Source organism: Pseudarthrobacter sp. NPDC092419, assembly GCF_044755045.1.
Taxonomy (GTDB): domain Bacteria; phylum Actinomycetota; class Actinomycetes; order Actinomycetales; family Micrococcaceae; genus Arthrobacter.
Genome location: NZ_JBIVQF010000004.1, coordinates 213,302 through 239,719 on the forward strand (window position 1 = coordinate 213,302; position 26,418 = coordinate 239,719).

Sequence of the window (26,418 nt, forward strand, 5' to 3'; positions counted from 1 at the left end):
CGTCCGAATTAAGACGCAGTTTTACAGCCGCGGGCGGTGGCCGGCAGAATATTATTCGACGTCGGGCCGGGCCGTTTCCCCCTCCCCATCAGGCGCCCGCAGGTCTATCCTTTTGCCATGATCGTGCTTCCAGCCAGCTACCAGGAGTTCCTCGCAGGCAAGAGCGAGATGTTTATCAGCACCGTGCGGCCCGTCCTCATGCAGTCCGCTGCGGACAAGCTGCACGGAGTCCGGGTCACCTACAACCCCGGATCCACCGGCCACCAGGCACACCTCGACGAGACGCTCCCCTACGGAGTGGTCCTCGAGGACATCGACTGACTCTCGCCTATACGCCTCGTGCGGTCTCACGCCTTGGATCCGGTACCCGCGCACTCACAGCGCAGCTCTCCCCGCCAGGGCCGAGGTGCCCGGCAGTGTTCCGGAACAGGAGCCCACCATGCATGATCGGCGCGTGACCGCAACCGCACTTGCCCTGGGGGCTTTGCTCCTGGCGATTCTTCCCGGCCCGCCCCCGCAGTCCGGCGGGCAGCCGCAAGCGGGGATGTCCGCCGTCGTGGACCGGCAGGTGGCGGCACCCGCCGCCCTGATCCCGGCCACTCCTGGTGAGCTGCACGTCACGGCAGCCGGCGACTACTCCGCAAGTGCAGCAGCCGCGGGCGTCCTGGCGGGCATTGGCGCGGTGAAACCTGATCTCAACCTTGCCTTGGGCGACCTGTCCTACGGGACCACGGGAGCAGAACAGAGCTGGTGTGACCTGGTGACAGCAAACACCGGCGCGGGCTTTCCCTTCGAGCTCGTCTCCGGAAACCACGAGAGCAACGGCCAGAACGGCAATATAAATGATTTTGGGGCCTGCCTGCCGAACCAGCTGCCCGGTCTGGTCGGAACCTACGGGCGCCAGTACTACGTTGACGTTCCGCAGCAGGACCCGATGGCCAGGTTCATCATGATATCGCCGGGCATACCCTTTCCCGAGGGCACTTGGGACTACTCAGCGGGTAGCGTCCGCTACAACTGGACGGCAGCAGCCATCGACGGTGCCCGGTCCGCCTCCATTCCGTGGGTAGTCGTCGGGATGCACACCCCCTGCCTCTCCATAGGCCAGTACGGATGCGTGGCCGGGTCCGCGGTCACCAACCTGGTCCTCAACAAGAAAGTCGACCTGGTACTGAACGGCCATGAACACCTCTACCAGCGAAGCAAGCAGCTTGGTACCGGCGGGGGCTGCACCGCAGTTGTTCCGGGCACCTACCAGGCGGGCTGCGTTCGTGACGCCGACAATGCGCTGTCGAAGGGTGCCGGTACTGTCTTCGCCACCGTGGGAACCGGTGGAGTTGCCCTGCGGGACGTCAACACAGCCGACCCGGAGGCACCCTACTTCGCCAGCTATTCTGCGCTCAATGCCAGTCCCAGCCACGGGTTTCTGCAGCTGCAGTTCACGGAAACCTCTCTCAATGCGCGGTTTGTGGCCACAAACGGCAGTTTCGCGGATGCTTTCGGCATAACAACGGGCGCAGGGAATGCCCTGCCGACGGCCTCGTTCACTGAAAGCTGCGATGGCCTATCGTGCTCGTTTGATGGCTCAGCATCCACAGACCCGGACGGCAGCATAGCGTCGTACGCCTGGAATTTCGGCGACGGGACGACGGGAAGCACAACGACGGCGTCGCACACCTATGCCTCTGCAGGCACCTACGCAGTCACACTGACGGTAACGGATAACGACGGTGCCACTGATTCAACCACCCGGCAGCTCTCGCTGGCCACCACTGCGGTCCTGGCTGCCGACGCCTTCGACCGCACGGTCTCCAACGGGCTGGGCAGCGCAGACGTGGGCGGTCCGTGGACAACCACCGGCAATTCCTCCGCGTATTCCGTCTCCGCAGGCGAGGGGCGGATCCGAATCTCCGCCCCCGCAGTCGGCAACAGCGCCTATCTTGGTTCTGTTTCTTCGTCCGCGACTGACGTGTACCTGGTGCTGGCCACGGATAAGCCCGCGACCGGCAGCGGAATCTACACTTCGGTAATCGGCCGGAGAGTTCCTGGAAGCGGCGAATACCGTGCCAAACTGCAGCTGACATCCACGGGTAGCGTGAATCTTTCGCTGGTGCGGGCGACGTCCAGCGGCGCCGAAACCACATTGATCGGCGGCACGGTTGCGGGGCTGAACTATGCAGTTGGCGACCGGCTCGGCATCCGGCTGCAGGTTACGGGCACGAGCCCCACCACCGTCCGGGCACGCGTCTGGGAATTGGGTACCGCTGAGCCCGCCATGTGGCAGCGCACCGTGACGGACTCGACCGCCGTGCTGCAGGTGCCTGGCAGCGTGGGCATCATGACGTACCTCTCAGGCAGCGCCACCAATGCACCGCTGACTGTCCTGATAGATGACCTCCGCGCGGCTGCCCCGTAGCCGGACGGGAGCTGAGCCAGGCGGGGCCGGCCCTACCCGCGCACAGCACCGGACAAGGCAAAGGTGCCGCCCGAGCCCTTGGCCACGATGGCATACAGGGCCAGCACAGGTGACGAGTACAGGATCGAGAAGGCGGCCAGTTGTCCGTAGGCCACCGCTCCGTGCTGGCCGAAGAAGCTGTAGATCGAGACGGCCGCCGGTTGTGTCGCCGTGGACAGGAGCAGCACGAAGGGCACGAAGAAGTTGCCCCAGGCCTGGATGAACACGAAGATGAACACCACGCCCAGCCCGGACCGCATCAGCGGAAGGACAATGGCCCACAACGCCGCCATCCGTGACGCACCGTCCATCCAGGCTGCTTCCTCCAGGGAGACCGGCACGGAATCCATGAAGTTCCGGGTCATCCAGATGGCCATCGGCAGCGAGGTGGCCGCCATGAACAGGATGGTGGCGGGCATGGAGTCCAGCAGTTCCAGCTGCACGAACAACCCGTAAACCGGAACCATGATCGCGGTGATGGGCAGGCAGGTGCCAAACAGGACACCGTACATGAACGGGCCGTTGAAGCGGGACCGGTAGCGGGACAGCGGATAGGCCGCCAGCACGGCTGCTGCCAGGGTCACCGCACCGGTACCGGCTGAAAGCACCAGGCTGTTCCACAGCGGCCCCAGCAGCAGCTCCGGAGTCATGACAGCGGTGAAGTTGGCCAGCCCCGGCTGCTCCGGCAGGCGCGTTTCGTGGCCGGCCCCGGTGTCGAGGGAGGCCAGCACCAGCCACAGGAGCGGCAGCAGGAAGCAGGCGCCCAACACCAGGAGTGCGGCATCGGCCGGCGCACTGCCCATCAGCTTTTTGCCGACGGCCTGCCGCTTTCTGCCGGCGTCCTTCCGCTTCATGCCCGGGCTCCGCGCAGCAGCCGGATGTAGACAGCCCCGAATCCGGCTCCGATCAGCAGCAGGACCACCGCCACTGCCGTCCCATAGCCGATGTCCCCGAAGCGGAACGCTTCAACGTACGCCAGCAGCGGCAATGTGGCGCTGGCATTCGCTGGGCCCCCGGCCGTCATCACCCAAATGAGCGTGAACACCGCAAGCGTCTGCAGCGTGACCAGCATCAGGTTCGTGGCGATGCTGCCGCGGATGATGGGCAGGGTGATGAAGGCCAGCCGCTGCCACCCCGTGGCCCCGTCCACCTGCGCCGCCTCAACCACTTCGACTGGAACGTCGTTCAGCGCCGCGCGGTAGACCAGCATGGAGAACGCCGTTCCCCGCCACACATTGGCCAGCATCACCGCCGCCAGGGGAAAGGAATAAAGCCAGTCCGCGCCCTGCAAACCGAGCCCCCCGAGGAGCTGGTTGAGCGTGCCGTCGCGGCTGAAATACGCATAGGCGGCAAAGGCGGCAACGATCTCAGGCAGCACCCACGCCGCCACCACCGCCGTGCCCACCGCCGCGGAAATGGCGGGACGTGCCCGGCGCATCAGGACAGCCAAGGCCAGCCCCAGCAGGTTCTGGCCCAGGACCGCCGAGCCCACCACGAACACGAGCGTTACCAGCAGGGACAGGGGGAAGGCGTCATCTCCCAGCAGCCTCGCGTAGTTCTCCAGTCCGATCCACTGCGGGTTGCGGGCGGTGCGGCCTGTCAGTCCGGCATTGGTCAAGGAGGCGTGGAAGGCCCAGGCGACGGGACCGGCAAGGAAAACCAGCAGGAGCAGGACGGCGGGCAGGACCGGAAGATACCGGAGGCCCTGCCGCGGGCCGGCGGAGGCGGACACAAGCTACTTCCGGACGATGTTTTCGACGCCGACGATCTGCTCCACCGCAGCGTCATAGCCGGCCGCAGCCTCTGCCGGTGTCCGGGCACCGGTGATCACGGCTTCAGTGGCTTCCTGCACCGCAGCGGAGATCCGGGGATAGTCCGAGGTGGCAGGACGGTAGCGGGTTACCGGCACGACGGCGGATACGTCCCCCACGAAGGGATTGGCGGCCTGGTAATCGGGATGCGCAGCGACGTCCTTGCGGACCGCAATCTGCGAGCTGGCAAGGGTGAAGGCCAGCGAATTCTCCATGTTCAGGGCCGTGGCGAGGAATTCGAAAGCGAGGTCCGGGTCCTTGGTGCCCGCGCCCACCGCCAGCGTCCACCCTCCGGACATGCTCACCGCACCCGGGGCTGCGCCGTCACGCGTGGGGAAAGGAGCGACGCCCATGTCCTGCGCATAGCCGGGCCATTCGTAGCTGCCGCCTTCCTGCCAGAACGACGGCGCGTAGGAACCTTCCACGGTCCCGCCCAGGCGGCCCTTCGGGAACCACTCGCCAAAGACCTTCTTCCACACGTTGCCGTCCAGCGCCTCCGCGGGACTGACCGCAAGGTCCTCGTCGTAGAGGGTCTTCAGGAACGCCAGGGAATCCTGGAAGCCTGCCGAACCAACCACCCACTTACCGGTGTCGTCGTCGTAGAGCCCGGTTCCCGTGCCGTACAGAAGTTCGTAGAAGCCCTGCATGACAGTGCCTTCGCCGGTGCCCTTGCCCGCGTACATGTTGAAGGGAATGATGTCCGGGCCTTGGGCCTTGATGGTGCGCGCGGCCGTGAGGATGTCCTCCCAGCTCTTCGGCTGCCACGGGACACTGATCCCGGCGGCCGCGAAAACCTTCTTGTTGTACCAGATGACCCGGGTGTCGGTACCCAGCGGCACTGCGTACGTGCCGCCGTCGTCCGCCTTTCCGGCCGCCTTGGCCGCGTCCTCGAAGGCGTCCCAGCCCTCCCATTGATCCAGGTGGGAGTCGAGCTTAAGGAGGTAGCCGGCGTCGACGTCGGAGCGGACCTTGAAAGTGTCCTCGTAGAACACGTCCGGGGCCGTGGCCGGTGAGCGGAGGGCGAGTGCCAGTTTGGTTCCGTAGTCCTCGTCATTGCCCTGGATGGGCTGCAGGTCCACCGTGACACCCGGGTGGGCGGCCTCGAAGTCCGACTTGGCGGACTGGAACATGGTGTCCAGGGCGGTGAAGGAATCCGTCTTCTGGTAGGCGACCTTGAGGGTGGTTCCGGAATCGCTGTCGGATCCCGGCGAGCAGGCGGTGAGTCCCATCAGTGCTGCGGCCGCGGCCGCCCCTGCCTTCAGCGCCGTGCGGCGCGTGGTGCGGGCCATGGTTCAGGACTCCAGGAGGAGGCGCTGCGCCCGGGGGGCGAGCGCATCTTCCAGCACGAGGGACGCGGCGCCGATGGCGCCCACGTCCTCGCCCACTCCGGTGCCCACCACCTCGATGGGGTGGATGAGCCGCGCTGCGCTGTTGGTGTTCAGCATCTCCGGCACCAGCTCCAGGTAGCGGCGGGAGAGCCGGCTCCAGAACGGGCCGCCGAAGACGACCCGCTCCACGTCCAGGGCGTTGGCCACGACGGAGGCGGCCCGCGCCACCAGGACTGCGGACTTGTCGATGATGGCCAGAGCGCGTTTGTCGCCGGCGTCGGCGAGGTCGCACAGCTGCCCGAAGCTTTGCTGGATTTCGGCTCCGCTGTCGCCGGTGCGCGACCGGGCCAGGATGCCTGCCGCCTCCGCTTCTGCAACGAGGACCTGCGGAATCGCGGAGGATTTCACGCAGCCGTGCTGCCCGCAGTCGCATAGCGGACCGTCCGGATCCACCACGATATGTCCGATTTCACCGGCGTTGCCGGAGGTACCCCGGACCACTTCATCGTTCAGCACGATCCCGCAGCCGATGCCGGTGCCCATGTACATGAAAACGAAGCTCCCGGCGCCGCTGGGACCGCCGGCCCACGTCTCGGCCACGGCCGCACTGGTGACGTCCTTGTCCATGAGAACGGGGTAGCCGGTGGCTTCGGACAGCGCATTGCGCAGTTCCACCCGGTCCCAGCCCGACAGCAGCGGCGGGTCCACCACGGTCCCGTGTTCAGGATCGATGGGGCCGGGGGCCGCAATGCCGAGTCCGGCGATGCGTCCCCGGTCCACGCCGGAATCGTTGACCAGGTCAGTGATTCCGGCCGCGATGGTGGAGATCACCGCAGCCGGATCATTGCCGCCGGGAGTTTCCATCCGTACGTGCTGCACCACGGCGCCCACCAGGTCCAGGACCACCAGGGTAGTGACGGCGGGGTCCAGGTGCACGCCGAGCGCATACATCCCACCGGGGTTGAGCCGGAGGATCGTCCGCGGCTTGCCCGGGCCGCTGCCTTCCTTGCCTGCTTCGACGATGAGGTTCTGGTCCAGCAGCCTGCGGGAGATGTTTGAGATGGTCTGCGGTGAAAGGCCCACGATCTGGGCCAGCTCAACGCGGCTCAGGCCACCGCCGGCACGCCGGATGGCGTCCAGGATCACCGTGAGGTTGAAGTCGCCCATCCGGGGCAGGTTGGTTCCTCGCCTTGGCGCGGATTGGCGGGTCTCAGTCACGGCGTCCCCTAAACGTCTTCGGCCACCCGGTATGGTGCTGCTTGAAATCGTACGGTACACGCCCGGGCTGGCACATGCGCCGCGGCGATGTGGCGGAGGCGGGAGGCGCCGGGCCGCGGTCAATGTACGCGCCGGCAACTGCCCGTCAGGCCCGGCGCCGGCTGAGGGTGATTGTGAACTTTGGGTTCTGGCCCTTTATCACCGTTGGCCCCACTTCGCGTTCCAGTGCCGGCAGGTATGGCAGATGGCGGTTGAACACCGTCCATAGCTCGCCTCCCGGTTCCAGCACGCGGCCCGCGGCGGCAATGAGCTTCAGCCCTGCGCCTGCGTGCACCCCCGCGCCTACGTGGAATGGCGGATTCAGGAGGACCAGATCCGCGGCACCGTCCGGAAGCGTGCTGAGGGCGTCGTCCTGCAGGACGCTGATGCGCTCCCCCAGTCCGTTCGCTTCCGCGGTGGCGCGCGCGGAAGCCACTGCGGCAGCGGACTGGTCCGATGCCGTCACGGCGGCCCCAGGAAACCGGCGGGCATACATCGCGGCCAGGATACCGGTGCCGCATCCCAGGTCCACGGCATGGCGGGCGGACTTCATCTCCGGCAGGAGCGTGAGCAGGAACCGGGTTCCGATGTCCAGCTTTGCCCCGGCAAAGACCGCCCCATGCGCGGCGACTTCCAGGTCCAGTTCCGCGAGGTGTTCGACGGCGGGAAAGCGGCTGCCTTCCCCGTCCCGCCGGGGGCCGGTGGCCAGCAGCACCCGGGACTTCTGCCGGGCGTGCTGGGGCTGGACGACCTCGAAGTGTTTGGCCAGGACCGCGTTCATGCCCAGGGACATGTGCTTGATCCGGCCGCCGGCCAGCAGCACTGCCTCCGGGGCGGCGTAACGGGCGACGGCGGCAGCGGCCTCGTCCAGCTCCGCGAGGGTTTTGGGCAGCTGCATCAGGACCGTTTCCGCTCCGGCCAGCAGGGCAGGGCCAAGCGGCAACTGCCGGAAGCCGGGCGCGGAAGGTGCGCCGCCGTCGTCGCGCGCTCTGTCATGATGCGCTGAGTCAGGGTTGGCCGAATCAGAGTTCGCTGAGTCGGGGTTCGCCGGGTCGGGGTTCGCCGGGTCAGGGTTCGCTGGGTCGCGCGGCGCTTCAGGGTAGTGCGAGGCGAGGGCGGCCGCGTTAAGCTGCAACGCGCGCTCCCCCGTGATCAGGTCCTGGTGCACCCGCAACGCGCCCGGCTGGAGGACAGCGCGGGCGCCCAGGGTCAGGGCACCGTATCGGTCACCGATGACCGCCACAGTACTGCCGGGCCGGACAAAGGACGAGGCTGTCTCCAGCAGGAGCCGGTCCGTGGCGTCCCAGGCCTGGAGGTTTGGCGCTTCCACATCCGGCCGGCGGCGCAGTATCCGGAAAACATCCTCAAGGGTGGGTCCTGTCACGGGGCTGGTGCCGCCTTCCGGGGTGGGGTGGTCTTCTTGGTTGCCGCCGCGCGGCGCGGTACCCGTCAGCCCCATGCCTGCGCAGCCTGGCTGGGTTCGATGCCGGGGAGTTTGAGGATGGCGGTCACGGCTGCGCGTCCTGCCCGGTTTGCGCCGATAGTGGACGACGACGGGCCGTAACCCACCAGGTGGACGCGCGGCTCCGCTGCCACCCGGGTACCGTCCATAACGATACCGCCGCCGGGACCACGGAGCCCCAGCGGTGCCAGGTGCTCAAGTTCGGCCCGGAAGCCGGTGGCCCAGAGGATGACGTCGGCCGCCAGGAAGCTTCCATCCGCCAGGCGGACACCGTCCGCTTCGATGGCCGTAAACATCGGGCGCCGGTCCAGCGCCCCGCGTGCTGCCGCGGCGCGCAGCGCCGGCGTCCAGACGAGCCCTGTCACCGAGACCACGCTTTGCGGCGGCAGGCCCTGGCGGACGCGCTCTTCCACGAGCGCGACGGCGTCGTGGCCCGCCTGGGAGTCGAACCCTGCGTCCCGCCATTCCGGCTCGCGGCGGGTGAACCAGCTTGTGGTGGTCACCTGGGAGATTTCATCCAGGAGGCCCACCGCGGAGATGCCGCCGCCCACCACAATGACATGCAGCCCCGCGAATTCATCTGCGGCGACGTAGTCGGCCACATGCAACTGCCGGCCCCGAAAGGTTTCCCGGCCGGGATAAATGGGCCAGAAGGGCCGGGTCCAGGTGCCGGTGGCGTTAATGATGGCCCGCGCGCTCCAGTCGTCTTTGTCTGTCCTGACGAGGAGCCGCCCGGCTGGCTCCTCGTCTTCCCGGTGCACGGACCGGACCTTGACCGGCCGATGCACGTCGAGGCCGAGTTCCTCCTCGTAGCCGCTGAAGTACCGGGTGAGGAATTCGGAGCTGGGTTCCCGCGGGTCCGGTGAGGGTTTAGCGATGCCGGGGAGGTCGCTGATGCCGTTCACGGTTGCCATTCGCAGGCTCCTCCACCGGTGCCGCCAGGCGCCGCCCGGGCCTTGCTCGGCATCCAGCACCACGTAGTCCAGGCCGCGGCGCTTGAGGTGGTATGCGGCGGAAAGTCCGGCCTGGCCCGCCCCGATGACTACGACGTCGGCGGGGGTGGGATTCACTCCCCCATGATACCGGGACGGAGGATCCGACAGATGATGGCCGGCGCGCCATAGCCCTGCGGGGCGCCGTGGCCATAGTCTGGGCACACACGGGGACGGGAGGACCATCATGACGCGAAGCAACGGCGCCGCCGGACAGCTCAGTAAAGCCCTTGGCATTGTCCTGGGGACGGAAACGATACCCCTGCGGCTGAGGGCGTGGGATGGTTCGGAAGCCGGCCCCGAGGGAGCGCCCATCATCGAATTCCGTTCGCGCCGTGCCCTGCGGCGCATGCTGTGGTCCCCCGGCCAGCTTGGCTTGAGCCGGGCCTATGTGGCGGGGGAAATCGATGCGCCCGGTGACATCTTCGCCGCCTTTACCGCCCTGAGCTCCGCGGGCAAGTTCGCCGAGCCGGGCCCGTTCCGCCCTCCCACGCCGCCTGAACTCTGGGCACTGTTGCGGACCGCCGTCCGGCTCGGGGCACTCGGTCCCAATCCGGTTCCGCCCCCGGAAGAAGCGAAAGTGGCGCGAAAGGGGCGCCTGCATTCGCGCAGCCGAGACTCTGCGGCGATCTCCCATCACTACGATGTGGGCAACAGGTTTTATTCCCTGGTGCTGGGCCCATCGATGGTCTACTCGTGCGCGGTCTGGCCGGACGACGGGCAGCCCGGCAGCCGGACGGACGGTTCCTCCGGAGGTCCCGGCGGGCTGGAGGCAGCGCAGGAATCCAAGCTGGACCTCGTCTGCCGCAAGCTGGACCTGGAGCCAGGGATGCGGGTTCTGGATGTGGGCTGCGGCTGGGGCAGTTTCGCCCTGCATGCCGCGGGGAAGTACGGGGCGTCGGTGGTGGGGGTGACGCTCTCGTCGGAACAGGCCGAACTGGCCCGGCAGCGGGTGGCTGATGCGGGACTTTCCGGCAAGGTGGAAATCCGGGTTCAGGACTACCGAGATGTCACGGACGGGCCATTCGATGCCATCAGTTCCATCGGGATGTCCGAGCACGTTGGCCGGGAACAGACCCCCCGCTATGCGGCTGCCCTGTATGCGCTGCTGAAACCGGGCGGCAGGCTGCTTAACCACGCCATCTCGTGGAATGCCGGCCCCACCAGCCCGGACCCGGATTCGTTTATTCCCCGCTACGTGTTTCCCGACGGCGAAATGATCAGCCTGGGCGAGATGGTGACGGCGCTGGAAGAGGCCCGCTTCGAAGTGCTGGACGTAGAGGCCCTCCGCAGGCACTATGCCCTGACCCTGCGGGCGTGGGTTCGGCGGCTGGAGGAGAACTGGGACGACGCCGTGCGGCTTGCCGGCAGCGGGCGGGCCAGGGTGTGGCGTCTGTATATGGCTTCCAGTGCCGTGGGCTTCGAGAACGGGCTGACAGGCGTCAACCAGGTGTTGGTCCAGCGCCCCGGCGGCAAGGAACCTCCCCTGCGCCGGACAGGCTGGCTGTGAAAGAGATCCGCGGCTCTGAGTCGGCGGCTCTGCAACTGACTCCGGGAGGGAAACCCAGGTAAAGAAAAACACCCCGGTCCGAAGACCGGGGTGTTTCTCATATCCGTGGAGCTGAGGGGACTCGAACCCCTGACCCCCTGCATGCCATGCAGGTGCGCTACCAGCTGCGCCACAGCCCCGGATTTGCTGTTCCGGTGGTTTCCCCCGGAGCAACCTGACCAGCTTAATGCACTTTCGCTGGTGACACCAATCGGGCCTCTGGACTGCCGGAAACCGCTCCGTCGGTCGGCCGCCTCTCCAGGTGTAATGGCCCGTGCGGCGCCAGGCAGGGCCCGGCAAGGCAACGAAAACAGCAAAAAACCGCCGGAACCACATGGTTCCGGCGGATTATTTGGTGGAGCTGAGGGGACTCGAACCCCTGACCCCCTGCATGCCATGCAGGTGCGCTACCAGCTGCGCCACAGCCCCGAACTATTGCCGCTCCGGGAGCGTTTTTCCGGGTCTCCCCGGAGCAACTCAAATATCTTAGAACAGCAATTCCGAAAATTCCAAATCGGGCATATTCGGCTTTTGGGGTGAACCTTACTCGCCCTCGGCGGCCGCGCCGGCCTTGGCGGAAGCGTCGTCTCCGAGCCCCAGATCCACCACGGGGCAGTCCTTCCAGAGCCGCTCCAGGGCGTAGAAGACGCGGTCCTCTTCGTGCTGCACGTGGATCACGATGTCTGAGTAGTCGAGCAGGACCCAGCGTCCGCCGGAGCGGCCTTCGCGGCGGACAGGACGGAGGTCCAGCTTGGCCAGTTCTTCCTCAATGCCGTCGACGATCGCGTTGACCTGGCGCTCGCTGGGTGCCGAGGCGATAAGGAAGACGTCAGCCAAGGCGAGACGCTCGCTGACGTCCAGGCCCACCACGTCCTGGGCGAGCTTGTCCGCAGCGGCCTTGGCGGCAGCGCGGGCTGTGATGATGGATGATTCTGATGCAGTCACGGGACTCCTTGTAGGGTTGAAAATGCTGTTGGCGCGGCCGGACTGCTAGCCGGAAAATCCGCTAATGATGAGGATGATCCCGGCGATAAGCGCCACGATGCCCAGCGCCAGGACGAAAATCTGCAGCATCCGGTTTCGGTTAGCCCGGGCGAGGCCTGCCGTGGCAGCGTCCAGCGGTTCCAGGCCATGGGCCGATGCCGCCGGAACACGGGGAAGGTCTTCGAAGAGGTCGTCCGCCAATGGTTCGGCGGGCGGCTGCGGTAGGGGCCGTTGTGGTGGCACACGCGTCTCCTGCGGCGCGGACTGCGGCGCTGTTGCCGGCCCTTCCTGTGCCGCCCGGCGTTGCGCCTGTCGGTGCTGGACAGGCTGGGCTTCCAGCACTCCCCCAGCTCCCCCGGCGGCCCGGGCCGCTGCCTCGGCCCGCGCAATCACGTGTGATCGCTTGGATCCGGAGCCCTCCGGAACCTGACCCGAAGGACCCTGTGAAGCGTTTGGTCCTTGGGTGCGGTCCGCGGTCGCCGCGGGGCCGCTCTCACGCGCCGGGATCTTGGTGCCCTGATGGGTTGTGACCGGCACGTAGGACGTGGCCGGAGCCTTCATCACGGGGCGGTCCACGCCGGGAACCTGGACGAACTCCAGCGGCGTGACCATGGCCAGGTTGGTGGCGGTGGAGGGTGCCTGACGTTCTTTCGCTGCACTGTCCCGGGCCGGCGGGGCGGACGCCTGCTCAGCCAGCTTCTGCCTTGCCATGGCCCGGCGGTTCAGCACGGCCGCACGCTCGGCCAGGGCGATCTGTTCGGCAAGGATCTCCGGGTCAACAGCTTCGGGATCCAGCGAAGCTATGTGCTCCATCTTGGCGATCTGGTTGCGCGCCTGCTCAGCGATGAGGGAACGCGCCGCGAGTGCCTGCTCCACGGTCATGGCCGGCAGTTCATGCCCGCCTGCAGGTCCCGGCTGCGGCCCGTCGCCGGCAGCCCTGGGATGCGCCGGATTGTTCGGCTGGGCAGGAACCTTCGGGTTCCCAGGGGCGCCGGGTCGTGTGGATCCATTGCCTTCCGCCGCCGGAGCGTCCGTCTGCGCCGGTGGGACGACCGGGTTCAGCCCGGTCAGGGCCTGTTCCTTAAGCTGCTGGAGCCGGAGCTGGCGCCGGGTCACCGGGCCACCGGCAGAAAGCTGGTTTTCCTTCTGCTCCATCTCCTTGATGGCACGGAGGGCAGCGCGGTCGCGGGCGCGGACCTGTGAGGACCGTTCCGTCGACGCCTGCCGGGGCGCAGCGGAAACTGCGGCTGCCGGAGCAGAAGGAGGCGCGCCGTCCGGACCGGAATGACCGGACGAAGCAGGCGCGGCCGCAAGGGCAGGCCCCGAAGCGGAAGGTTCACCGGACGCGGCAGTCGCCTGGCCGTCGTCGTGCGCGGTATTTCCGGCGGCGGCCGCCTGCTGTGCGTCGCGGGCCTTCCGGAGTTCCCTGCGGCTGCGGAAGGGGGGCTGTTCGTGACTCATTGAGGACTCATTCAGTACTTGCTGGTTCACGTGCACCGGCCGCGGCGTCCGTCCCGACAGGCGGGACGTCCGCGTAGAGGCCGTATTTGGCGATGTATTGCACCACGCCGTCCGGTACCAGGTACCAGACCGGGTTGTTCGCTGCCACCCGGCTGCGGCAATCCGTCGAGGAGATGGCCATGGCCGGCACTTCGAGCAGGCTGACGTCGTCCCGGCCCATGCCGTCCAGGACGTGCCCCGGCCGGGTGACACCAACAAAGTGCGCAAGCGACCAGAGCTCGTCAATATCCTTCCAGGACAGGATCTGGGCCAGGGCATCCGCGCCGGTGATAAAGAAGAGGTCCGCCTCGGGGCGCTGGGCGCGCAGGTCGCGGAGCGTATCGATGGTGTAGGTCGGGCCAGGCCGTTCCACGTCCACGCGGCTGACGGTGAACCGCGGGTTCGAGGCAGTGGCAATCACCGTCATGAGGTACCGGTGTTCCGCTTCGCTGACCTGTTTGTGGGACTTCTGCCACGGCTGACCTGTGGGGACAAAAATCACCTCGTCCAGTTCGAACTCGGCGGCAACTTCGCTGGCAGCCACGAGGTGGCCGTGATGGATGGGATCGAACGTCCCGCCCATCACGCCTACCCGCAGCCGGCCGTTGGCACCTTGACGGTGCAGAGCGCGCGAAATGTTAGTGGCCCTGCCCGTGATCGTGCTTGTTCGGGTGCTGGCGGTGCGGGTCGGCGTGCTCCTCGGTGACCTCGTGGCGGTTGCCCAGATTGGTGTAGGAGAGCGTGATGAACATCATCACCAGCAGGATGGCGAAAATGACCACACCGAAGACCCACGGCTCGGCCCAGAGCGGAGCAAGTTCGTGTTCTTCGGCCTCAGCGGCTGCGGTCATGGCGATCTGCTGGAACAGCATGTTCTCCCCTAGGGTTCAAGGATTGCGGCAGCGGAAGTGACCGCTGCGAATGGTTCTGGTCTATGTTACCGCGTTGCTACCCGCGGACCTGGCCCTCGCCTTGGACGATCCACTTGGTGGTGGTGAGCTCCGTCAGACCCATCGGACCGCGCGCGTGCAGCTTCTGCGTGGAGATGCCCACTTCGGCGCCCAGGCCCAGCTCGCCGCCGTCCGTGAAGCGGGTGGAGGCGTTGACAATCACCGCCGCCGAATCGATCTCGGCGATGAACCGCTCCGCGTTGGCCAGGTTGTTGGTGAGGATCGCCTCGGTGTGGCCGGTGGACCACGTTCGGATGTGCTTGACCGCTTGGTCAAGGCTGTCCACCATGGCCACGGCGAGATCCAGGTCCATGTACTCGGTCCCCCAGTCCTCGTCCGTCGCGGCCTCGGCCGCCACGCCCGCCGGCAACGCGGCGCGGATGCGTTCGTCCACGTGCAGCCTGACGCCGGCCTTCTGCAGCGCGGTGGCGACGGCGGGAAGCACTGTGGAGCCCGAGTGCACCAGGAGCGTCTCCACGGTGTTGCACACGCTGGGGCGCTGGGTCTTCGCGTTGAGCAGGATTTCTACGGCCATCTCTTCGCCGGCGGACTCATCAATGAAGATGTGCACATTGCCCTCGCCGGTCTCGATGACCGGCACGGCGGAGTTGGTGACGACCGACTGGATCAGTTCGCGGCCGCCGCGGGGAATCAGGACGTCAACGCGGCCGCGGGCGCGCATCAGGGCCGTCGCACCGGCGCGGCCGTACTGGTCCACCGTCTGGACGGCGTCCGCGGGCAGGCCAACGGATTCCAGCGCCTCACGCAGGATCCGCACCAGGACCTCGTTAGTGGATTCCGCGGCGCTTCCACCGCGGAGGATGACGGCGTTGCCGCTCTTGAGGGCGAGACCGGCGATGTCCACGGTGACGTTGGGGCGGGCCTCATAGATGGCTGCCACCACGCCCATGGGAACGTTGACCTGGCGCAGGCGCAGGCCGTTGGGCAGCGTCTGGCCGCGGACCACGTTGCCTACCGGGTCCGGCAGGTTCGCCAGGTTCTCCAAAGCATCGGCCAAACCCTGGATGCGGGCAGGCGTCAGCGTGAGCCGGTCCAGCATGGCCGCAGAGGTTCCGTTGGCCTTGCCCCGGGCTACATCTTCGGCGTTGGCTGCGAGGATGGCCTGCTGGTTCTCTTCAAGTGCGGCACAGACGGCGCGCAGCGCCCGGTCCTTCCAGGCCCGGTTGGCCATGGCCATCCGGCGGGCAGCATGGCGCGAACGGTCTGCAATGGCGTGGACGCCGGCCTCGACTTCTTCCTCGGACAAGGGAACAGCGCCCGACGACCCAGCAACTGAAGCCTCAGTGCCGGAAGTCACAGTGCCCGACGCCGGAGCCTCCGCGGATTCCAGCGGCTGCGCCTGGGCAGCCGCGTTGGTCTCTCCGGAATTTTCAGCAGCGTTATGGATCAGGGCCTCAGTCATAGTCCAAGTTTAGGCGAGCGGACGGCCCGGACCAGCACCAGGTCGTCAACATGAACAACTTCACGCTCGTAGCCGCTGCCCAGCTCCTCCCCCAACTCCATGGTGGTGCGCCCCAGCATGCGGGGAAGCTCCGCCGAGGAGTAGTTGACCAGTCCGCGCGCCACCACGGTGCCGTCGGCAGCCGCTATTTCGACGGCGTCGCCGGCTTCAAACTCTCCGTGCACCGCGGAAATCCCGGCAGGGAGCAGGGACGTCCGGTGGTGCCGCACTGCGCGGACCGCTCCTTCGTCCAGGACCAGGCGGCCCTGGACTGACGCGATGTGGGCCAGCCAGAGCAGCCGGACCGGTTTGCGGGCGCCGTTTACGGTGAACCAAGTGCCCACGTCCTCGCCGCGGAGTGCCGCCGCGGCGTTCGGCGTTGACGTAACCAGGGCGTGGATGCCCGAACCGGCGGCCATGGTGGCAGCCTCAACCTTGGTGAGCATCCCGCCGGTTCCCACACCGGCCTTGCCAGCCTTGCCGATGGAGACACCCTCCAGATCCTGCGGGCCTTCCACCAGCGGAATCCGCTTGGCCCCGTGGGCAGGCGGGCCGTCGTAGAGGGAGTCGACGTCGGAGAGCAGTACCAGCGCGTCGGCGCGGACCAGGTGGGCCACCAGTGCTGCAAGGCGGTCGTTGTCACCGAAGCGGATCTCGTGCGTGGCCACCGTGTCGTTTTCGTTGACCACCGGCACCACCCCGAGGTTAAGGAGGCGGTTGAGCGCCCGGAAGGCGTTGGCGTGCTGGCTGCGGCGCATCAGGTCCTCCGCCGTGAGGAGGACCTGGCTGACCGTGACGCCGTGGGCGCCGAATGCCTGCGTGTACCGGGCCATGAGCAGGCCCTGGCCCACGCTGGCAGCAGCCTGCTGGGTGGCAAGGTCCCGGGGGCGCTTGGCCAGTCCCAGCGGCGCGAGCCCGGCCGCAATGGCACCGGAGGACACCAGGATGATCTCCGCGCCCGTGTTCCGCTTCGCCGCGAGGGCGTCGGCGAGGTTGGTCAGGGACTCCTCGGAGATTCCGCCCTTGATGCTGGTCAGGGAGGACGAGCCGACCTTAACCACGATCCGGCGGGCGTTGGCCAACACGCTCCGGTCGGACGCCGGCTCAGTGCCTTCTGAGGGCGCTGCTGCGGCCATGGAAAAAGGCGCTGCTGCGGGCCTAGAACTCATCGCCTGCGTCCAGTCCACTCTCCTTGAGGGGCTTGGCCACGCGCCGGCTGCTCACGGACTCGGTCCAGATGCCCGCCTTGCGCTCGGCCTCGAGCTCGGCCCGGGCCGCAGCCTTGGCGTCCTTGCGCTCCTGCTGTTCTTCGCGCTTCTGGTTCCGGGTGGGGCGGTCGCCGATGTCCGCGAACCGGACGTCGGTGCCGCGCGGGGACGCCAGGAGCTCGGCGCCTGCCATCATGGTGGGCTCCCAGTCGAAGACCACGCCGTCGTCCTCACCGATGACCACGGTGTCGCCGGGCTTGGCGCCCTGCTTGAACAGCTCGGTTTCCACACCCAGCTTGGCCAGGCGGTCCGCCAGGTAGCCGATGGCCTCCTCGTTGGTGAAGTCCGTCTGCTTGACCCAGCGCACGGGCTTCTCGCCGAGGACGCGGAACAGCGGTTCCAAGCCCTTCTCCTCGCGGCGGATCCGGAAGCCGGTCTCGTTGACCGCACGGGGACGCAGAACGACAGGCTGTACCTTGGGCGGTGCTGCGGCCACGGCGTCCCGGGCGGCCTTGACGATTTCTGCCATCGCGAAGCCCAGCTGGCGCAGGCCCTCATGGCTGGTGGCGGAGACCTCGAAGACGCGGTAGCCGCGGGACTCCAGCTCGGGGCGGACGAAGTCGGCCATATCCTTGCCGTCCGGCAGGTCCACCTTGTTCAGGGCTACCAGGCGCGGGCGGTGGTTGAGGGGGATAACTTCGCCGTCCTGGCCCGCGTAGCTCATGTCCACGGCGTACTTTTCGAGTTCAGCCTCAATGATGGCAAGGTCAGAGAGCGGATCGCGGTCCGATTCAAGCGTGCCGCAGTCCAGAACGTGGACCAGCGCTGCGCAGCGTTCCACGTGGCGGAGGAAGTGGTGGCCAAGGCCCTTGCCCTCGCTGGCGCCTTCGATCAGGCCGGGCACGTCGGCGATGGTGAACCGGACATCGCCCGCCTGGACCACGCCGAGGTTGGGGATGAGGGTTGTGAAGGGGTAGTCCGCAATCTTCGGCCGCGCGGCGGACATGGCAGCGATGAGGCTGGACTTGCCCGCGGACGGGAAGCCGACCAACGCGATGTCGGCGATGGACTTCAGTTCCAGGACGATGTCGCGGGATTCGCCCTCGATGCCGAGCAGCGCGAACCCGGGAGCCCGGCGCTTCTGCGACGACAGCGCTGCGTTGCCCAGGCCGCCGATTCCGCCGGCGGCCGCCACGAATTCGGCGCCTTCACCCACGAGGTCCGCCAGGACGGTGCCGTCCTTGGACTTGACCACGGTGCCGTCCGGAACGGGCAGCACCAGGGTCTCGCCGTTCTTGCCGCCGCGCCAGTCGCCCATGCCGGGGCCGCCGTTGGTGGCATGCCGGTGCGGTGCGTGGTGGTAATCAAGGAGGGTGGTGGTCTGGTGATCCACGCGAAGGATGACGTCGCCGCCATTGCCGCCATTGCCGCCGTCGGGCCCGCCGAGCGGCTTGAACTTTTCGCGGTGGACGGAGACGCACCCATGGCCGCCGGTACCGCCGGATACGTGCAGTACTACCCGGTCTACAAAGCTGGCCACGTGGATCTCCTCAAATGCTGTTTCCCGGCGCCGCTGGACGCCAAGACGATTGTAATGCGGTTAAAAGAACAGTGGAGCGGACCGTATGGCCCGCTCCACCGCTTCAGAACTGTTTGTTACTCTGCAGCCGCAGCAGCAACGATGTTGACGACGCGACGACCGCGGCGGGTACCGAATTCAACGGCTCCCGGGGTCAGCGCGAACAGGGTGTCGTCGCCGCCACGTCCAACGCCGGCGCCCGGGTGGAAGTGGGTGCCGCGCTGGCGGACGATGATTTCGCCTGCGGAAACAACCTGGCCGCCGAAGCGCTTCACGCCGAGGTACTGAGCGTTGGAGTCACGACCGTTGCGAGTGGAGCTCGCGCCCTTTTTATGTGCCATCTGAAATGCCTGCCTCTAAATTCTGGGGAATCTGCTGAAAAACCTGAACAGTAACCAGTGGTTACTTGATGCCGGTGATCTTGACCTTGGTCAGTTCCTGGCGGTGACCCTGGCGCTTCTTGTAACCGGTCTTGTTCTTGAACTTCTGGATCACAATCTTAGGACCACGGAGGTCCTGGAGGATCTCAGCCGTAACAGTCACCTTGGCCAGGTCAGCAGCGGCGGAGGTGACCTTGTCACCGTCTACCAGGAGCAGTGCGGGCAGCTCAATGGTGCTGCCGGCTCCACCGGCGACGCGGTTCAGGGTAACGAAGTCTCCAACGGAAACCTTCTCTTGGCGGCCGCCTGCGCGGACAATCGCGTACACCACTTGGGAACTCACTTCTCTCGACGTTTATTACTAAATTTGCGTGCGGCACCCGGCGCTGAGTGGCTGGGTTTCCGCTGTGCCTCAACGCCGTGGATTTCCCGGGGGAACCCGTGAGCTATCCCGGAAGAAATTGCAGCATGTCCTGGACACGCGGCGACCCCCAGGGTCATAACCCAAGTGTTGGCGTAAGCACCGAAGATCTAGAATACGCTAGTTTTGGCTTCGGCCGCAAATGAGGCTGGTTCCGGCGGGTCGTCTGTGATAGTAGCCACAGGTTGCTCCGGCGCCGGGACCGTGCCCCACCATAGTAGCCGCAGACAAGCCCCGTTACGGTCAGGAATGCAGGCGCGGCGCGTCGAAGAATTCCACTTCCAGCCGGCACGAGTGCCGGAACGCTGTCACCATGGCGGTCCTCTCCGTTTCGGATGCGTTCCGCCCGGCCTCGTCCACGATGGCCACGGCCCGGCGCGTCGCCGCCGCGAAGGCTTCGTCCGCGTACGTGCGCAGCCAATCGGCGTAGGGGTGTCCGGCCGGCTCCCCCGCTGCCACGAATCCTGCGTGCAGCGTGCGCCCTACCTCCGCATATAGCCAAAAGCAGGGCAGCACCGCGGCGGTGAGCACCGCATAACTGCCCGACGCCGACGCTGCAGTCAGGTGATCCACGTACGTCTTGGTCACGGGGCCCAGTCCGCCCTGCGCCGGCCGGGTGCTGAGCCAGGAACGGTGCAGCTCCGACTCGACCTCCAGGCATTGCTGCGCAGAGCCTGCCCAGAACAACTGTTCGGCCTCCGTGGGCGCCAGCGCGCTGGTCCGGGCCAGCACCCGTGAGTAGCCGTTGAGGTAGATGGCGTCCTGGGCGAGGTAATACGCAAACTCACTTTCGGACAGGTTTCCCGCGGCCAGCGCCTGGATGAAGGGCAGGGCAAAAATGTCCTCGAGGTAGTCCTCGGCGTCCGCCCAGAGCTGCCGGCCGAAGGCACCTTCAGGGCGCGGGACGTCCTGGTGGTGGAAATGGTGCACGGGGCCGTTTCCCGTTCCCACCGACAGCTGGCCCGAAGCAGCCAGTGCGCCCGCCAGCCATGGCTTGACCTCCCGAAGCGATGCTTCCCAATGTCCGAGCCGGGCCTGGATTGTGGCCATCGCCGAGGACAGGGAGCAGCCCGTGCCGTGGCTGTTCCGCGTAGCGACCCGCTCGCCCGGCAGTTCCACCACTTCCGCGGACAGCCGGCCGGACGTGTCCACCAACGCATCCGGGCAGTCCCGGCCTGCGAGATGGCCCCCTTTGACCAGGACCGTCGCGCCGGTGGCACGGGCAAGCCGCCGGCCCTGGTCCAGGGCCCCAGCCCAGGTGGACTGCTGCTCTTCGCCAACGAGGATCGCCAGTTCGGCGAGGTTCGGGGTAATGAGGTCCGCCAGCGGCAACAAGGCGCGCAGGGCGGTCTCGGCGGACTCCTGCAGGAGCCGGTCGCCGCTGGTGGCAACCATCACCGGGTCGAGGACCACGACGGCGGGGCGCGCCTTCTCGAGCCAGGCCCGCACCACTTCAATGACCGCTGCCTCGCCGAGCATGCCGATCTTGACCGCGTCCACGGTGATGTCTTCGCTGATGGCATCCAGCTGCTGTGCCAGAAAGTCTGCGGGCGGAACGTGCACTGCCTGCACGCCACGGGTGTTTTGCGCGGTGAGCGCCGTAATGGCAGCCATGCCGTAGCCACCGTGGGCCGCGATGCTCTTCAGGTCCGCCTGGATGCCGGCGCCGCCGGAGGGATCGGAGCCGGCAATGGACAGGACGCGCGGGATGCGGGACAGTGCGGCGCCAGTTTCCCGCACTTGTGGCAGGACAGTGATCGATGACAAGAGACATCCCTTCGCCGGTGCTAACCGGACAGGTTCAACGGGTCTGGATCTCAGCCGCCCTCTGCGCGGCACCCCGTGTCGGTTTCCCAGCCTAGCCGTTTTGCCGTCCCGGACGCAGAAATCCCCGCCTTATGAACTTCTCCCCAGGGGTTTCCAGGGGGAAAAGTCCATGAGACGGGGACTTCCGGAGGGCGCTTGCCCGGGCTACAGCTCCGAGGCCGGCACCCCGACGCCGAGGATGATGGGCTCCTCCGCCTGCTTCGCGGCTGGCGGGGCTGTTTCCGGCGCGGGGCCCGCGGCAGGTTCCGGAGCCTTGGCCGCGTGGGAGTGCCCGGCGGCCGGGGCCGGCACGTTTTCGTGCTGCTCCACCGTGGTGGCGTTGGCTGCGCCTTGGGCACGGCTCGCGCTCCGGTTGCGGCGCGGCCTCCGCTGGCGGGACTGCTCCAGCGTGTGGTCGGAGTAGTCCTTCTCCGCGGATGCACCTGCGGGAGCCGCTGGAGCTGCAGAAACCGGTACGGCCAAAGCAGCGGGTGCTGCTGGCTCGGCGGCGGCAGCTGCCGGTGCAGCTTCCTCCTCGCTGACGGGTCCGCCCAGGTGTGCGAACGCCTCGGCCAGCCGGTCCAGGGAGAGCGAAGGCTGGGGCTGCTGCTCTTCCGTGTGCTCCACGAAGGGCAGCGCAACCTTCTCGCCGCCGAAGGTGAGCACTGCTGCGGGCCGGGCGGAAGCAACGGCGTCGCGCTTTTCCGCTTCTGCGCGTTCAGCGGGCACCGGCGCCGCGGGCGCGGCAGCTGATGCTGCCTGCTTGCTTGCTGCCACCTCGTCGTCGTGGAGGTGCGCCGCATGGGCCGCCGCCGCGATGTTGGCCAGGGCCAGGCGGGTGGCCTCTGCCTTGGCGTGGCGTTCGGCGTCGGACGGGTCCGGGTGGACCGTGTGGAGCTGGACGGCGGGTGCCGCCGCCGGCGTCACTTCTGCCTGCTGGCCGCCCCGGCCGCGCCGGCGCTTGCGCTCCCGTCCGCCCGGCTGGTTGCTGTCGCCGCGCTGGTTCTCGTTGCGCGCACCCTCGCCCCTGGATTCGCCGCGGTTGTCGGCACGGTGAACGTGGTGTTCAGCCGCCACAGTGTTGGCGCGGCGGTGCTCTACTGGGTCATCGTGCGTGATCATGCCACGGCCCGCGCAGGCCTCGCACTGCTCGCCGAAGACCTCCAGGAGGCCCGTACCCATGCGCTTGCGCGTCATCTGGACCAGGCCCAAGGACGTAACCTCGGCAACCTGGTGCTTGGTGCGGTCGCGGCCCAGGCACTCCACCAGGCGGCGCAGGACCAGGTCGCGGTTGGACTCGAGCACCATGTCGATGAAGTCGATGACGATGATGCCGCCGATGTCACGCAGGCGCAACTGGCGGACAACTTCCTCGGCAGCTTCGAGGTTGTTCTTGGTGACGGTTTCCTCGAGGTTGCCGCCGCTGCCGGTGAACTTGCCGGTGTTGACGTCCACCACGGTCATGGCTTCGGTCCGGTCGATCACCAGGGAGCCGCCCGAGGGCAGGAAGACCTTGCGCTCGAGGGCCTTGTGGATCTGCTCGTCGATACGCCAGGCGGAGAAGATGTCCTGGTCCTGGGTCCACTTTTCCAGCCGGCCTACCAGGTCCGGAGCCACGTAGGTCACATAGGCCTCGATGGTGTCCCAGGCTTCCTCGCCGGAAACGATCAGCTTGGAGAAATCCTCGTTGAAGACGTCACGGACCACTTTGATGGTCAGGTCCGGTTCACCGTAGAGCAGTTCCGGGGCAAGGATCTTGGTGGACTTCGACTGGTTTTCGATGCCTTCCCACTGCGCGCGGAGGCGGTTGATGTCGTGCGTCAGCTCTTCTTCGGAGGCACCCTCAGCGGCCGTGCGCACAATGACGCCGGCATGCTCCGGCAGGCGGTCTTTGAGGATTCGCTTGAGGCGGTTGCGCTCCACGTCCGGCAACTTCCGGGAGATTCCGGTCATTGACCCGCCCGGGACGTACACCAGGTAGCGGCCCGGCAGCGAAATCTGGCTGGTGAGGCGGGCGCCCTTGTGGCCCACAGGGTCCTTGGTGACCTGCACCAGGACGGTGTCGCCGGACTTCAGCGCGTTCTCGATTCGGCGCTGCTTGCCCTCCAGGTTCACAACGTCCCAGTTGACTTCACCGGCGTAAAGGACGGCGTTGCGGCCGCGGCCGATGTCTACGAACGCGGCCTCCATGGAGGGCAGCACGTTTTGGACCTTGCCCAGGTAGACGTTGCCGATCAGGGAGTCCTGCTGGGTCTTCGAGACGAAGTGCTCGGCCAGGACGCCGTCTTCCAGGACGCCGATCTGGATTCTGTCGTCGCGCTGCCGGACGATCATCTGCCGGTCCACGGATTCCCGGCGTGCCAGGAATTCCGCCTCGGTGATGACGGTGCGGCGGCGGCCGGTGTCGCGGGATTCGCGGCGGCGCTGCTTCTTGGCTTCCAGGCGGGTGGAACCCTTGACGCTGGTGACACGGTTGCTGACGGGAATGTCGCTCGCGGGGCGGGGTGCGCGGACGCGGGTAACCGTGTTGGGCGGGTCGTCGTCCTCGCCGCCGGTGAGCTCAAGGTCCTGGTCGCCGCGACGACGGCGGCGGCGCCGTCGCGACGTTACGCCTTCTTCGACCGGTCCGGCGGTGTCTTCATCGGCGGTGTCTTCGTCTTCCTGGCCGTCCGCGGCTTCGCCGTCACGGTCGGAGCGGCTGCGGCCACGGCGGCCACGGCTGCGGCGGCGGCGCCTGCTGCCAGGCTCCTCGGAATCGTCCTCGTCCACGTCGTCCTGGTCAGCTTCTACGGCTACGGGCGCGGGCCGGGCAACAGTGCTCAGATCCGGGGCCTGGAACAGGACCGAGGTCGCGGAACCGGGTTCCATGAACAGCGATCCGAACGGGGTGGCCGGTGCGTCTTCGGTCTGCGCGGTGTCTTTTTGGGCTGTGTCGTCCTGGGCGGGTCCTGCCACAGGGGTTCCTGCCTCCGCGGGCCCTGCGGCGGCTTCCGGTGCCGGAGTTTCAGCTGAGGGGGTTGCGGCTGCGGGCTCGACAGTTTCGGTTGCGTCGGCGGCCGGAGCTTCCTCCGCGGCAGCATCGGGAGCGGCTGCCTGCGCCTTGCGCGTTGACGTACGACGGCGGCGCACCGGTTTGGCGTCCGGCTCCCCTGAGGTTTCCTGACCGGCGTCTGCGGGGACGGCAGGGTCCCCGCTGCCGTCCCCCGCGACTTCGCTCTGTACAGAGTCGGCGGGCGGAACGTCACCCTTGACTACTGGGGTTGCATCAGCAGCAGACTGTGCGGCCTCCGGTTTCTTGCGGGCCCGGGTGCGGCGGGCAGGGGCAGCCTTCGCCGCAGCTGGTACTTCCCCGCCGGAATCTGCACCGCCGGCGGTTTCAGTCAGCGAAGTTTCGGTAATCCCAGTTTCGGTAAGCCCAGTTTCGGTGAGCGCCGGCTCGCCCAGGGACGGTTCAGCCAGCTGCGGCTCGCTCAGTTCCGGTTCAGCCAGTTCAGGGTCAACGTGTGCCGTGGCTTCTGCGGCGTCTTTCTTGGGCGCAGCCTTGCGCCGAGTCCTGGTGGCTTTCTTAGGGGCAACGGCGGCATCCGCCGCAACAGCTTCTTCGTTAACGGCCAAACCTTGTTCATTTTCCATACGTGGCAACACTCCTGCCCCTGACGTACCGCCACATCCGGCACCCATTGGGGCAAATATTGTCAAAACCCGCAGGCGTTGACAGAAGTCAAGTGGATACTCCCAGGTTCGCACCGGCGTGGGGGTGCGGCAGCCCGTGGGAGCCGGCAGGATGTCCTGAAACCCGTTGTTCTACGTGCTACAACCAGGTGCCGCCCAATGGAGTCGCGGGAGTCTGATCCGTATACAACCGGAGCCTGCCCTGCGCGTCATTGGCGGTCTTGCAAACAAGCCACCGGACCGGAGTCCGAATGTGGATCGGCTTCCAGCCACGCTTATTGTCTCACACCCCGGCAATTGCGGGGCGGAAGCGCGGCCCGGACCTGTGCGGCTGAAAGGCCCTCCCAGCGGGCGGCGTTACAATCGGGGCAACGAGCACCCTGATGAGAAGGACGCTATACCAATGCCCAGCATCTCCCCCGCCAACAGCTCACCCGCGCCGGCCCGGGGCGCTGAACCAGGCTCCGGCAGTGCCGCCCCCGTCCCTGCCGTGACCCGCACCCGGCCGTTCGGTTGGCTCCTGGTGATTACCGGCGTCGTCGGCTGGATCGCCTCCGGAGTCCTGGTGCTGGAGAAGCTCGAAGTCCTCAAGGACCCAAGCCACACGACGGTTTGCGACGTTAACCCGTGGATATCCTGCGGACAGGTCATGCAGACGTGGCAGAGCTCCGTGTTTGGCTTTCCCAACATGTTCATCGGGATCGTCGCGTTTGCGGTGGTTATCACGGTTGGCATGGCACTGCTGGCCGGCGCAACCTTCGCTCGGTGGTACTGGGTTGGCCTGCAGGTGGGCGTCACGCTGGGCTTCGCCTTCGTGGTGTGGCTCTGGTCCCAGGCGCTCTACGTCATCAACATCCTCTGCCCGTTCTGCATGGTGGTCTGGGCCGCCATGATTCCGCTGTTTGTGTGGGTGACCATCCGCAACATCACCGCCGGAGTTATTCCCCTTCCGGCCAAAGCAGCCAAAATCCTCGGCGATTCCGGCTGGGTCATCACTGCCCTGCTGTACGTTGCCGTGATTGCAACGATCTTCTTCGCATTTATCCAGGTGTTCGCCGGAACCTCCGGCTACTAGCTCCCACCAACTCCGCGAGATGACAGTTAAGGCCGATGTTCTTCGTGAACATCGGCCTTAACTGTCATCTCGCGTGGATCAGTTCTGGAACCAGATCTTGATCTCGCGCTCGGCGGACTCGGTGGAGTCGGAGCCGTGCACCAGGTTCTGCTGGACCTTCAGGCCCCAGTCGCGGCCGAAGTCGCCGCGGATGGTGCCAGGGGCCGCCGTCGTGGGATCCGTGGTGCCGGCCAGCGAACGGAAGCCCTCGATGACGCGGTGACCTTCGAAAATTGCTGCCACCACGGGACCGCTCAACATGAACTCGACGAGGGGCTCGTAGAACGGCTTGCCGACGTGCTCTTCGTAGTGCTGCTCCAGCAGCCCGCGGGTGGCGTCCACCTTCTTCAGTTCAGCCAGCGTGTAGCCCTTGGCTTCGATCCGGCCCAGGATGGCGCCGGTCAGGTTACGGGTGACGCCGTCGGGCTTAATCAGGACGAGGGTGCGCTCAGTGGTCACAACTGCTCCAATGCGTTTTGGCGGGATTT

Annotated in this window: 22 protein-coding genes, 2 tRNA genes and 1 riboswitch; of the genes, 4 read left to right on the plus strand and 20 right to left on the minus strand. The window is 66.9% G+C overall.

Going from position 1 to position 26,418, the window contains the following annotated elements; all coding sequences use genetic code 11:
- Window positions 1-117 precede the first annotated feature (117 nt).
- Together ACIQC0_RS08665 and ACIQC0_RS08670 are read left to right on the plus strand one after the other, a co-directional pair.
- Window positions 118-321: a hypothetical protein gene (locus ACIQC0_RS08665; protein WP_377216038.1), complete on the plus strand. Its 204-nt coding sequence runs from the start codon at window positions 118-120 to the stop codon at window positions 319-321.
- A 133-nt stretch (window positions 322-454) separates the two neighbouring features.
- The gene (locus tag ACIQC0_RS08670) at window positions 455-2,416 is read left to right on the plus strand and encodes a PKD domain-containing protein (RefSeq protein ID WP_400534267.1); all 1,962 of its coding nucleotides are present in this window, start codon (window positions 455-457) and stop codon (window positions 2,414-2,416) included.
- 32 nt (window positions 2,417-2,448) lie between these two features.
- On the opposite strand, the gene ACIQC0_RS08675 is transcribed toward ACIQC0_RS08670, so the two are convergent.
- The 6 genes from ACIQC0_RS08675 to ACIQC0_RS08700 all read right to left on the minus strand — a co-directional run bounded on the left by ACIQC0_RS08675 (window position 2,449) and on the right by ACIQC0_RS08700 (window position 9,383).
- The gene (locus ACIQC0_RS08675; RefSeq protein WP_400534519.1) at window positions 2,449-3,258 is read right to left on the minus strand and encodes a carbohydrate ABC transporter permease; all 810 of its coding nucleotides are present in this window, start codon (window positions 3,256-3,258) and stop codon (window positions 2,449-2,451) included.
- Between the two features lie 47 nt (window positions 3,259-3,305).
- The gene (locus ACIQC0_RS08680) at window positions 3,306-4,187 is read right to left on the minus strand and encodes a carbohydrate ABC transporter permease (RefSeq protein ID WP_400534270.1); all 882 of its coding nucleotides are present in this window, start codon (window positions 4,185-4,187) and stop codon (window positions 3,306-3,308) included.
- A 3-nt stretch (window positions 4,188-4,190) separates the two neighbouring features.
- Window positions 4,191-5,555 (minus strand): extracellular solute-binding protein, encoded by a 1,365-nt coding sequence (locus ACIQC0_RS08685; protein WP_400534273.1) that lies wholly within the window; start codon window positions 5,553-5,555, stop codon window positions 4,191-4,193.
- A gap of 3 nt (window positions 5,556-5,558) precedes the next feature.
- Complete coding sequence (locus ACIQC0_RS08690; protein ID WP_400534521.1) at window positions 5,559-6,761, minus strand: ROK family transcriptional regulator; 1,203 nt, start codon at window positions 6,759-6,761, stop codon at window positions 5,559-5,561.
- 196 nt (window positions 6,762-6,957) lie between these two features.
- The gene (locus ACIQC0_RS08695) at window positions 6,958-8,310 is read right to left on the minus strand and encodes a class I SAM-dependent methyltransferase (RefSeq protein WP_400534276.1); all 1,353 of its coding nucleotides are present in this window, start codon (window positions 8,308-8,310) and stop codon (window positions 6,958-6,960) included.
- Window positions 8,301-9,383 (minus strand): FAD-dependent oxidoreductase, encoded by a 1,083-nt coding sequence (locus ACIQC0_RS08700; protein ID WP_400534279.1) that lies wholly within the window; start codon window positions 9,381-9,383, stop codon window positions 8,301-8,303. Before ACIQC0_RS08700 ends, ACIQC0_RS08695 begins: the two co-directional genes overlap by 10 nt.
- Before the next feature lie 109 nt (window positions 9,384-9,492).
- On the opposite strand from ACIQC0_RS08700, the gene ACIQC0_RS08705 reads away from it, so the two are divergent.
- Window positions 9,493-10,815, plus strand: coding sequence for a class I SAM-dependent methyltransferase (locus tag ACIQC0_RS08705; protein WP_400534282.1), 1,323 nt, complete (start codon window positions 9,493-9,495; stop codon window positions 10,813-10,815).
- A 106-nt stretch (window positions 10,816-10,921) separates the two neighbouring features.
- On the opposite strand, the gene ACIQC0_RS08710 is transcribed toward ACIQC0_RS08705, so the two are convergent.
- From ACIQC0_RS08710 to ACIQC0_RS08770, 13 genes are all read right to left on the minus strand, one after another.
- Window positions 10,922-10,994, minus strand: a tRNA-Ala gene (locus ACIQC0_RS08710).
- Between the two features lie 213 nt (window positions 10,995-11,207).
- A tRNA-Ala gene (locus ACIQC0_RS08715) sits at window positions 11,208-11,283 on the minus strand.
- A gap of 114 nt (window positions 11,284-11,397) precedes the next feature.
- The gene (gene rsfS, locus ACIQC0_RS08720; RefSeq protein WP_377216031.1) at window positions 11,398-11,799 is read right to left on the minus strand and encodes a ribosome silencing factor; all 402 of its coding nucleotides are present in this window, start codon (window positions 11,797-11,799) and stop codon (window positions 11,398-11,400) included.
- 45 nt (window positions 11,800-11,844) lie between these two features.
- Entirely contained in the window at window positions 11,845-13,299 is a 1,455-nt protein-coding gene (locus ACIQC0_RS08725) for a hypothetical protein (protein WP_400534286.1), read from the minus strand.
- A gap of 7 nt (window positions 13,300-13,306) precedes the next feature.
- Complete coding sequence (gene nadD / locus ACIQC0_RS08730; RefSeq protein WP_400534524.1) at window positions 13,307-13,936, minus strand: nicotinate-nucleotide adenylyltransferase; 630 nt, start codon at window positions 13,934-13,936, stop codon at window positions 13,307-13,309.
- Between the two features lie 40 nt (window positions 13,937-13,976).
- Window positions 13,977-14,210, minus strand: coding sequence for a hypothetical protein (locus tag ACIQC0_RS08735; RefSeq protein ID WP_377216029.1), 234 nt, complete (start codon window positions 14,208-14,210; stop codon window positions 13,977-13,979).
- Between the two features lie 76 nt (window positions 14,211-14,286).
- Window positions 14,287-15,711, minus strand: coding sequence for a glutamate-5-semialdehyde dehydrogenase (locus tag ACIQC0_RS08740; RefSeq protein ID WP_377216028.1), 1,425 nt, complete (start codon window positions 15,709-15,711; stop codon window positions 14,287-14,289).
- Window positions 15,708-16,886, minus strand: a complete 1,179-nt coding sequence (gene proB, locus ACIQC0_RS08745; RefSeq protein ID WP_400534290.1) for a glutamate 5-kinase — start codon at window positions 16,884-16,886, stop codon at window positions 15,708-15,710. The genes ACIQC0_RS08740 and proB overlap by 4 nt, the downstream gene beginning before the upstream one ends.
- Before the next feature lie 22 nt (window positions 16,887-16,908).
- Window positions 16,909-18,498, minus strand: coding sequence for a GTPase ObgE (gene obgE / locus ACIQC0_RS08750; protein ID WP_400534293.1), 1,590 nt, complete (start codon window positions 18,496-18,498; stop codon window positions 16,909-16,911).
- A 116-nt stretch (window positions 18,499-18,614) separates the two neighbouring features.
- Window positions 18,615-18,878 carry a 50S ribosomal protein L27 gene (rpmA, locus tag ACIQC0_RS08755; protein WP_009372867.1) on the minus strand — a complete coding sequence of 88 codons (264 nt, stop codon included), beginning with the start codon at window positions 18,876-18,878 and terminating at the stop codon, window positions 18,615-18,617.
- A 61-nt stretch (window positions 18,879-18,939) separates the two neighbouring features.
- A complete protein-coding gene (gene rplU, locus ACIQC0_RS08760) occupies window positions 18,940-19,248 on the minus strand; it encodes a 50S ribosomal protein L21 (protein WP_003803420.1) in 309 nt (102 codons plus the stop codon).
- Window positions 19,249-19,581: 333 nt separating this feature from the next.
- Complete coding sequence (locus ACIQC0_RS08765; protein ID WP_400534296.1) at window positions 19,582-21,105, minus strand: bifunctional hydroxymethylpyrimidine kinase/phosphomethylpyrimidine kinase; 1,524 nt, start codon at window positions 21,103-21,105, stop codon at window positions 19,582-19,584.
- Window positions 21,095-21,191, minus strand: a riboswitch (TPP riboswitch). Its footprint overlaps the gene before it by 11 nt.
- Window positions 21,192-21,309: 118 nt before the next feature.
- Window positions 21,310-24,777, minus strand: a complete 3,468-nt coding sequence (locus ACIQC0_RS08770; protein ID WP_400534299.1) for an Rne/Rng family ribonuclease — start codon at window positions 24,775-24,777, stop codon at window positions 21,310-21,312.
- 442 nt (window positions 24,778-25,219) lie between these two features.
- On the opposite strand from ACIQC0_RS08770, the gene ACIQC0_RS08775 reads away from it, so the two are divergent.
- Entirely contained in the window at window positions 25,220-25,891 is a 672-nt protein-coding gene (locus tag ACIQC0_RS08775; RefSeq protein WP_400534302.1) for a vitamin K epoxide reductase family protein, read from the plus strand.
- A gap of 78 nt (window positions 25,892-25,969) precedes the next feature.
- Here the strand turns inward: ACIQC0_RS08775 and ndk are convergent, their stop codons facing one another.
- Entirely contained in the window at window positions 25,970-26,389 is a 420-nt protein-coding gene (ndk, locus tag ACIQC0_RS08780) for a nucleoside-diphosphate kinase (protein ID WP_377216023.1), read from the minus strand.
- Window positions 26,390-26,418 lie beyond the last annotated feature (29 nt).

Bases quoted from the DNA above. Each gene is read 5' to 3' on its own strand.
- ACIQC0_RS08665 (WP_377216038.1), top strand. From the start codon at position 118: ATGATCGTGCTTCCAGCCAGCTACCAGGAGTTCCTCGCAGGCAAGAGC.
- ACIQC0_RS08675 (WP_400534519.1), bottom strand. From the start codon at position 3,258: ATGGGCAGTGCGCCGGCCGATGCCGCACTCCTGGTGTTGGGCGCCTGC.
- ACIQC0_RS08685 (WP_400534273.1), bottom strand. From the start codon at position 5,555: ATGGCCCGCACCACGCGCCGCACGGCGCTGAAGGCAGGGGCGGCCGCG.
- ACIQC0_RS08690 (WP_400534521.1), bottom strand. From the start codon at position 6,761: ATGGGCGACTTCAACCTCACGGTGATCCTGGACGCCATCCGGCGTGCC.
- ACIQC0_RS08695 (WP_400534276.1), bottom strand. From the start codon at position 8,310: ATGGGGCTGACGGGTACCGCGCCGCGCGGCGGCAACCAAGAAGACCAC.
- ACIQC0_RS08705 (WP_400534282.1), top strand. From the start codon at position 9,493: ATGACGCGAAGCAACGGCGCCGCCGGACAGCTCAGTAAAGCCCTTGGC.
- ACIQC0_RS08725 (WP_400534286.1), bottom strand. From the start codon at position 13,299: ATGAGTCACGAACAGCCCCCCTTCCGCAGCCGCAGGGAACTCCGGAAG.
- ACIQC0_RS08735 (WP_377216029.1), bottom strand. From the start codon at position 14,210: ATGCTGTTCCAGCAGATCGCCATGACCGCAGCCGCTGAGGCCGAAGAA.
- ACIQC0_RS08740 (WP_377216028.1), bottom strand. From the start codon at position 15,711: ATGACTGAGGCCCTGATCCATAACGCTGCTGAAAATTCCGGAGAGACC.
- proB (WP_400534290.1), bottom strand. From the start codon at position 16,886: ATGGCCGCAGCAGCGCCCTCAGAAGGCACTGAGCCGGCGTCCGACCGG.
- rpmA (WP_009372867.1), bottom strand. From the start codon at position 18,878: ATGGCACATAAAAAGGGCGCGAGCTCCACTCGCAACGGTCGTGACTCC.
- ACIQC0_RS08770 (WP_400534299.1), bottom strand. From the start codon at position 24,777: ATGGAAAATGAACAAGGTTTGGCCGTTAACGAAGAAGCTGTTGCGGCG.
- ACIQC0_RS08775 (WP_400534302.1), top strand. From the start codon at position 25,220: ATGCCCAGCATCTCCCCCGCCAACAGCTCACCCGCGCCGGCCCGGGGC.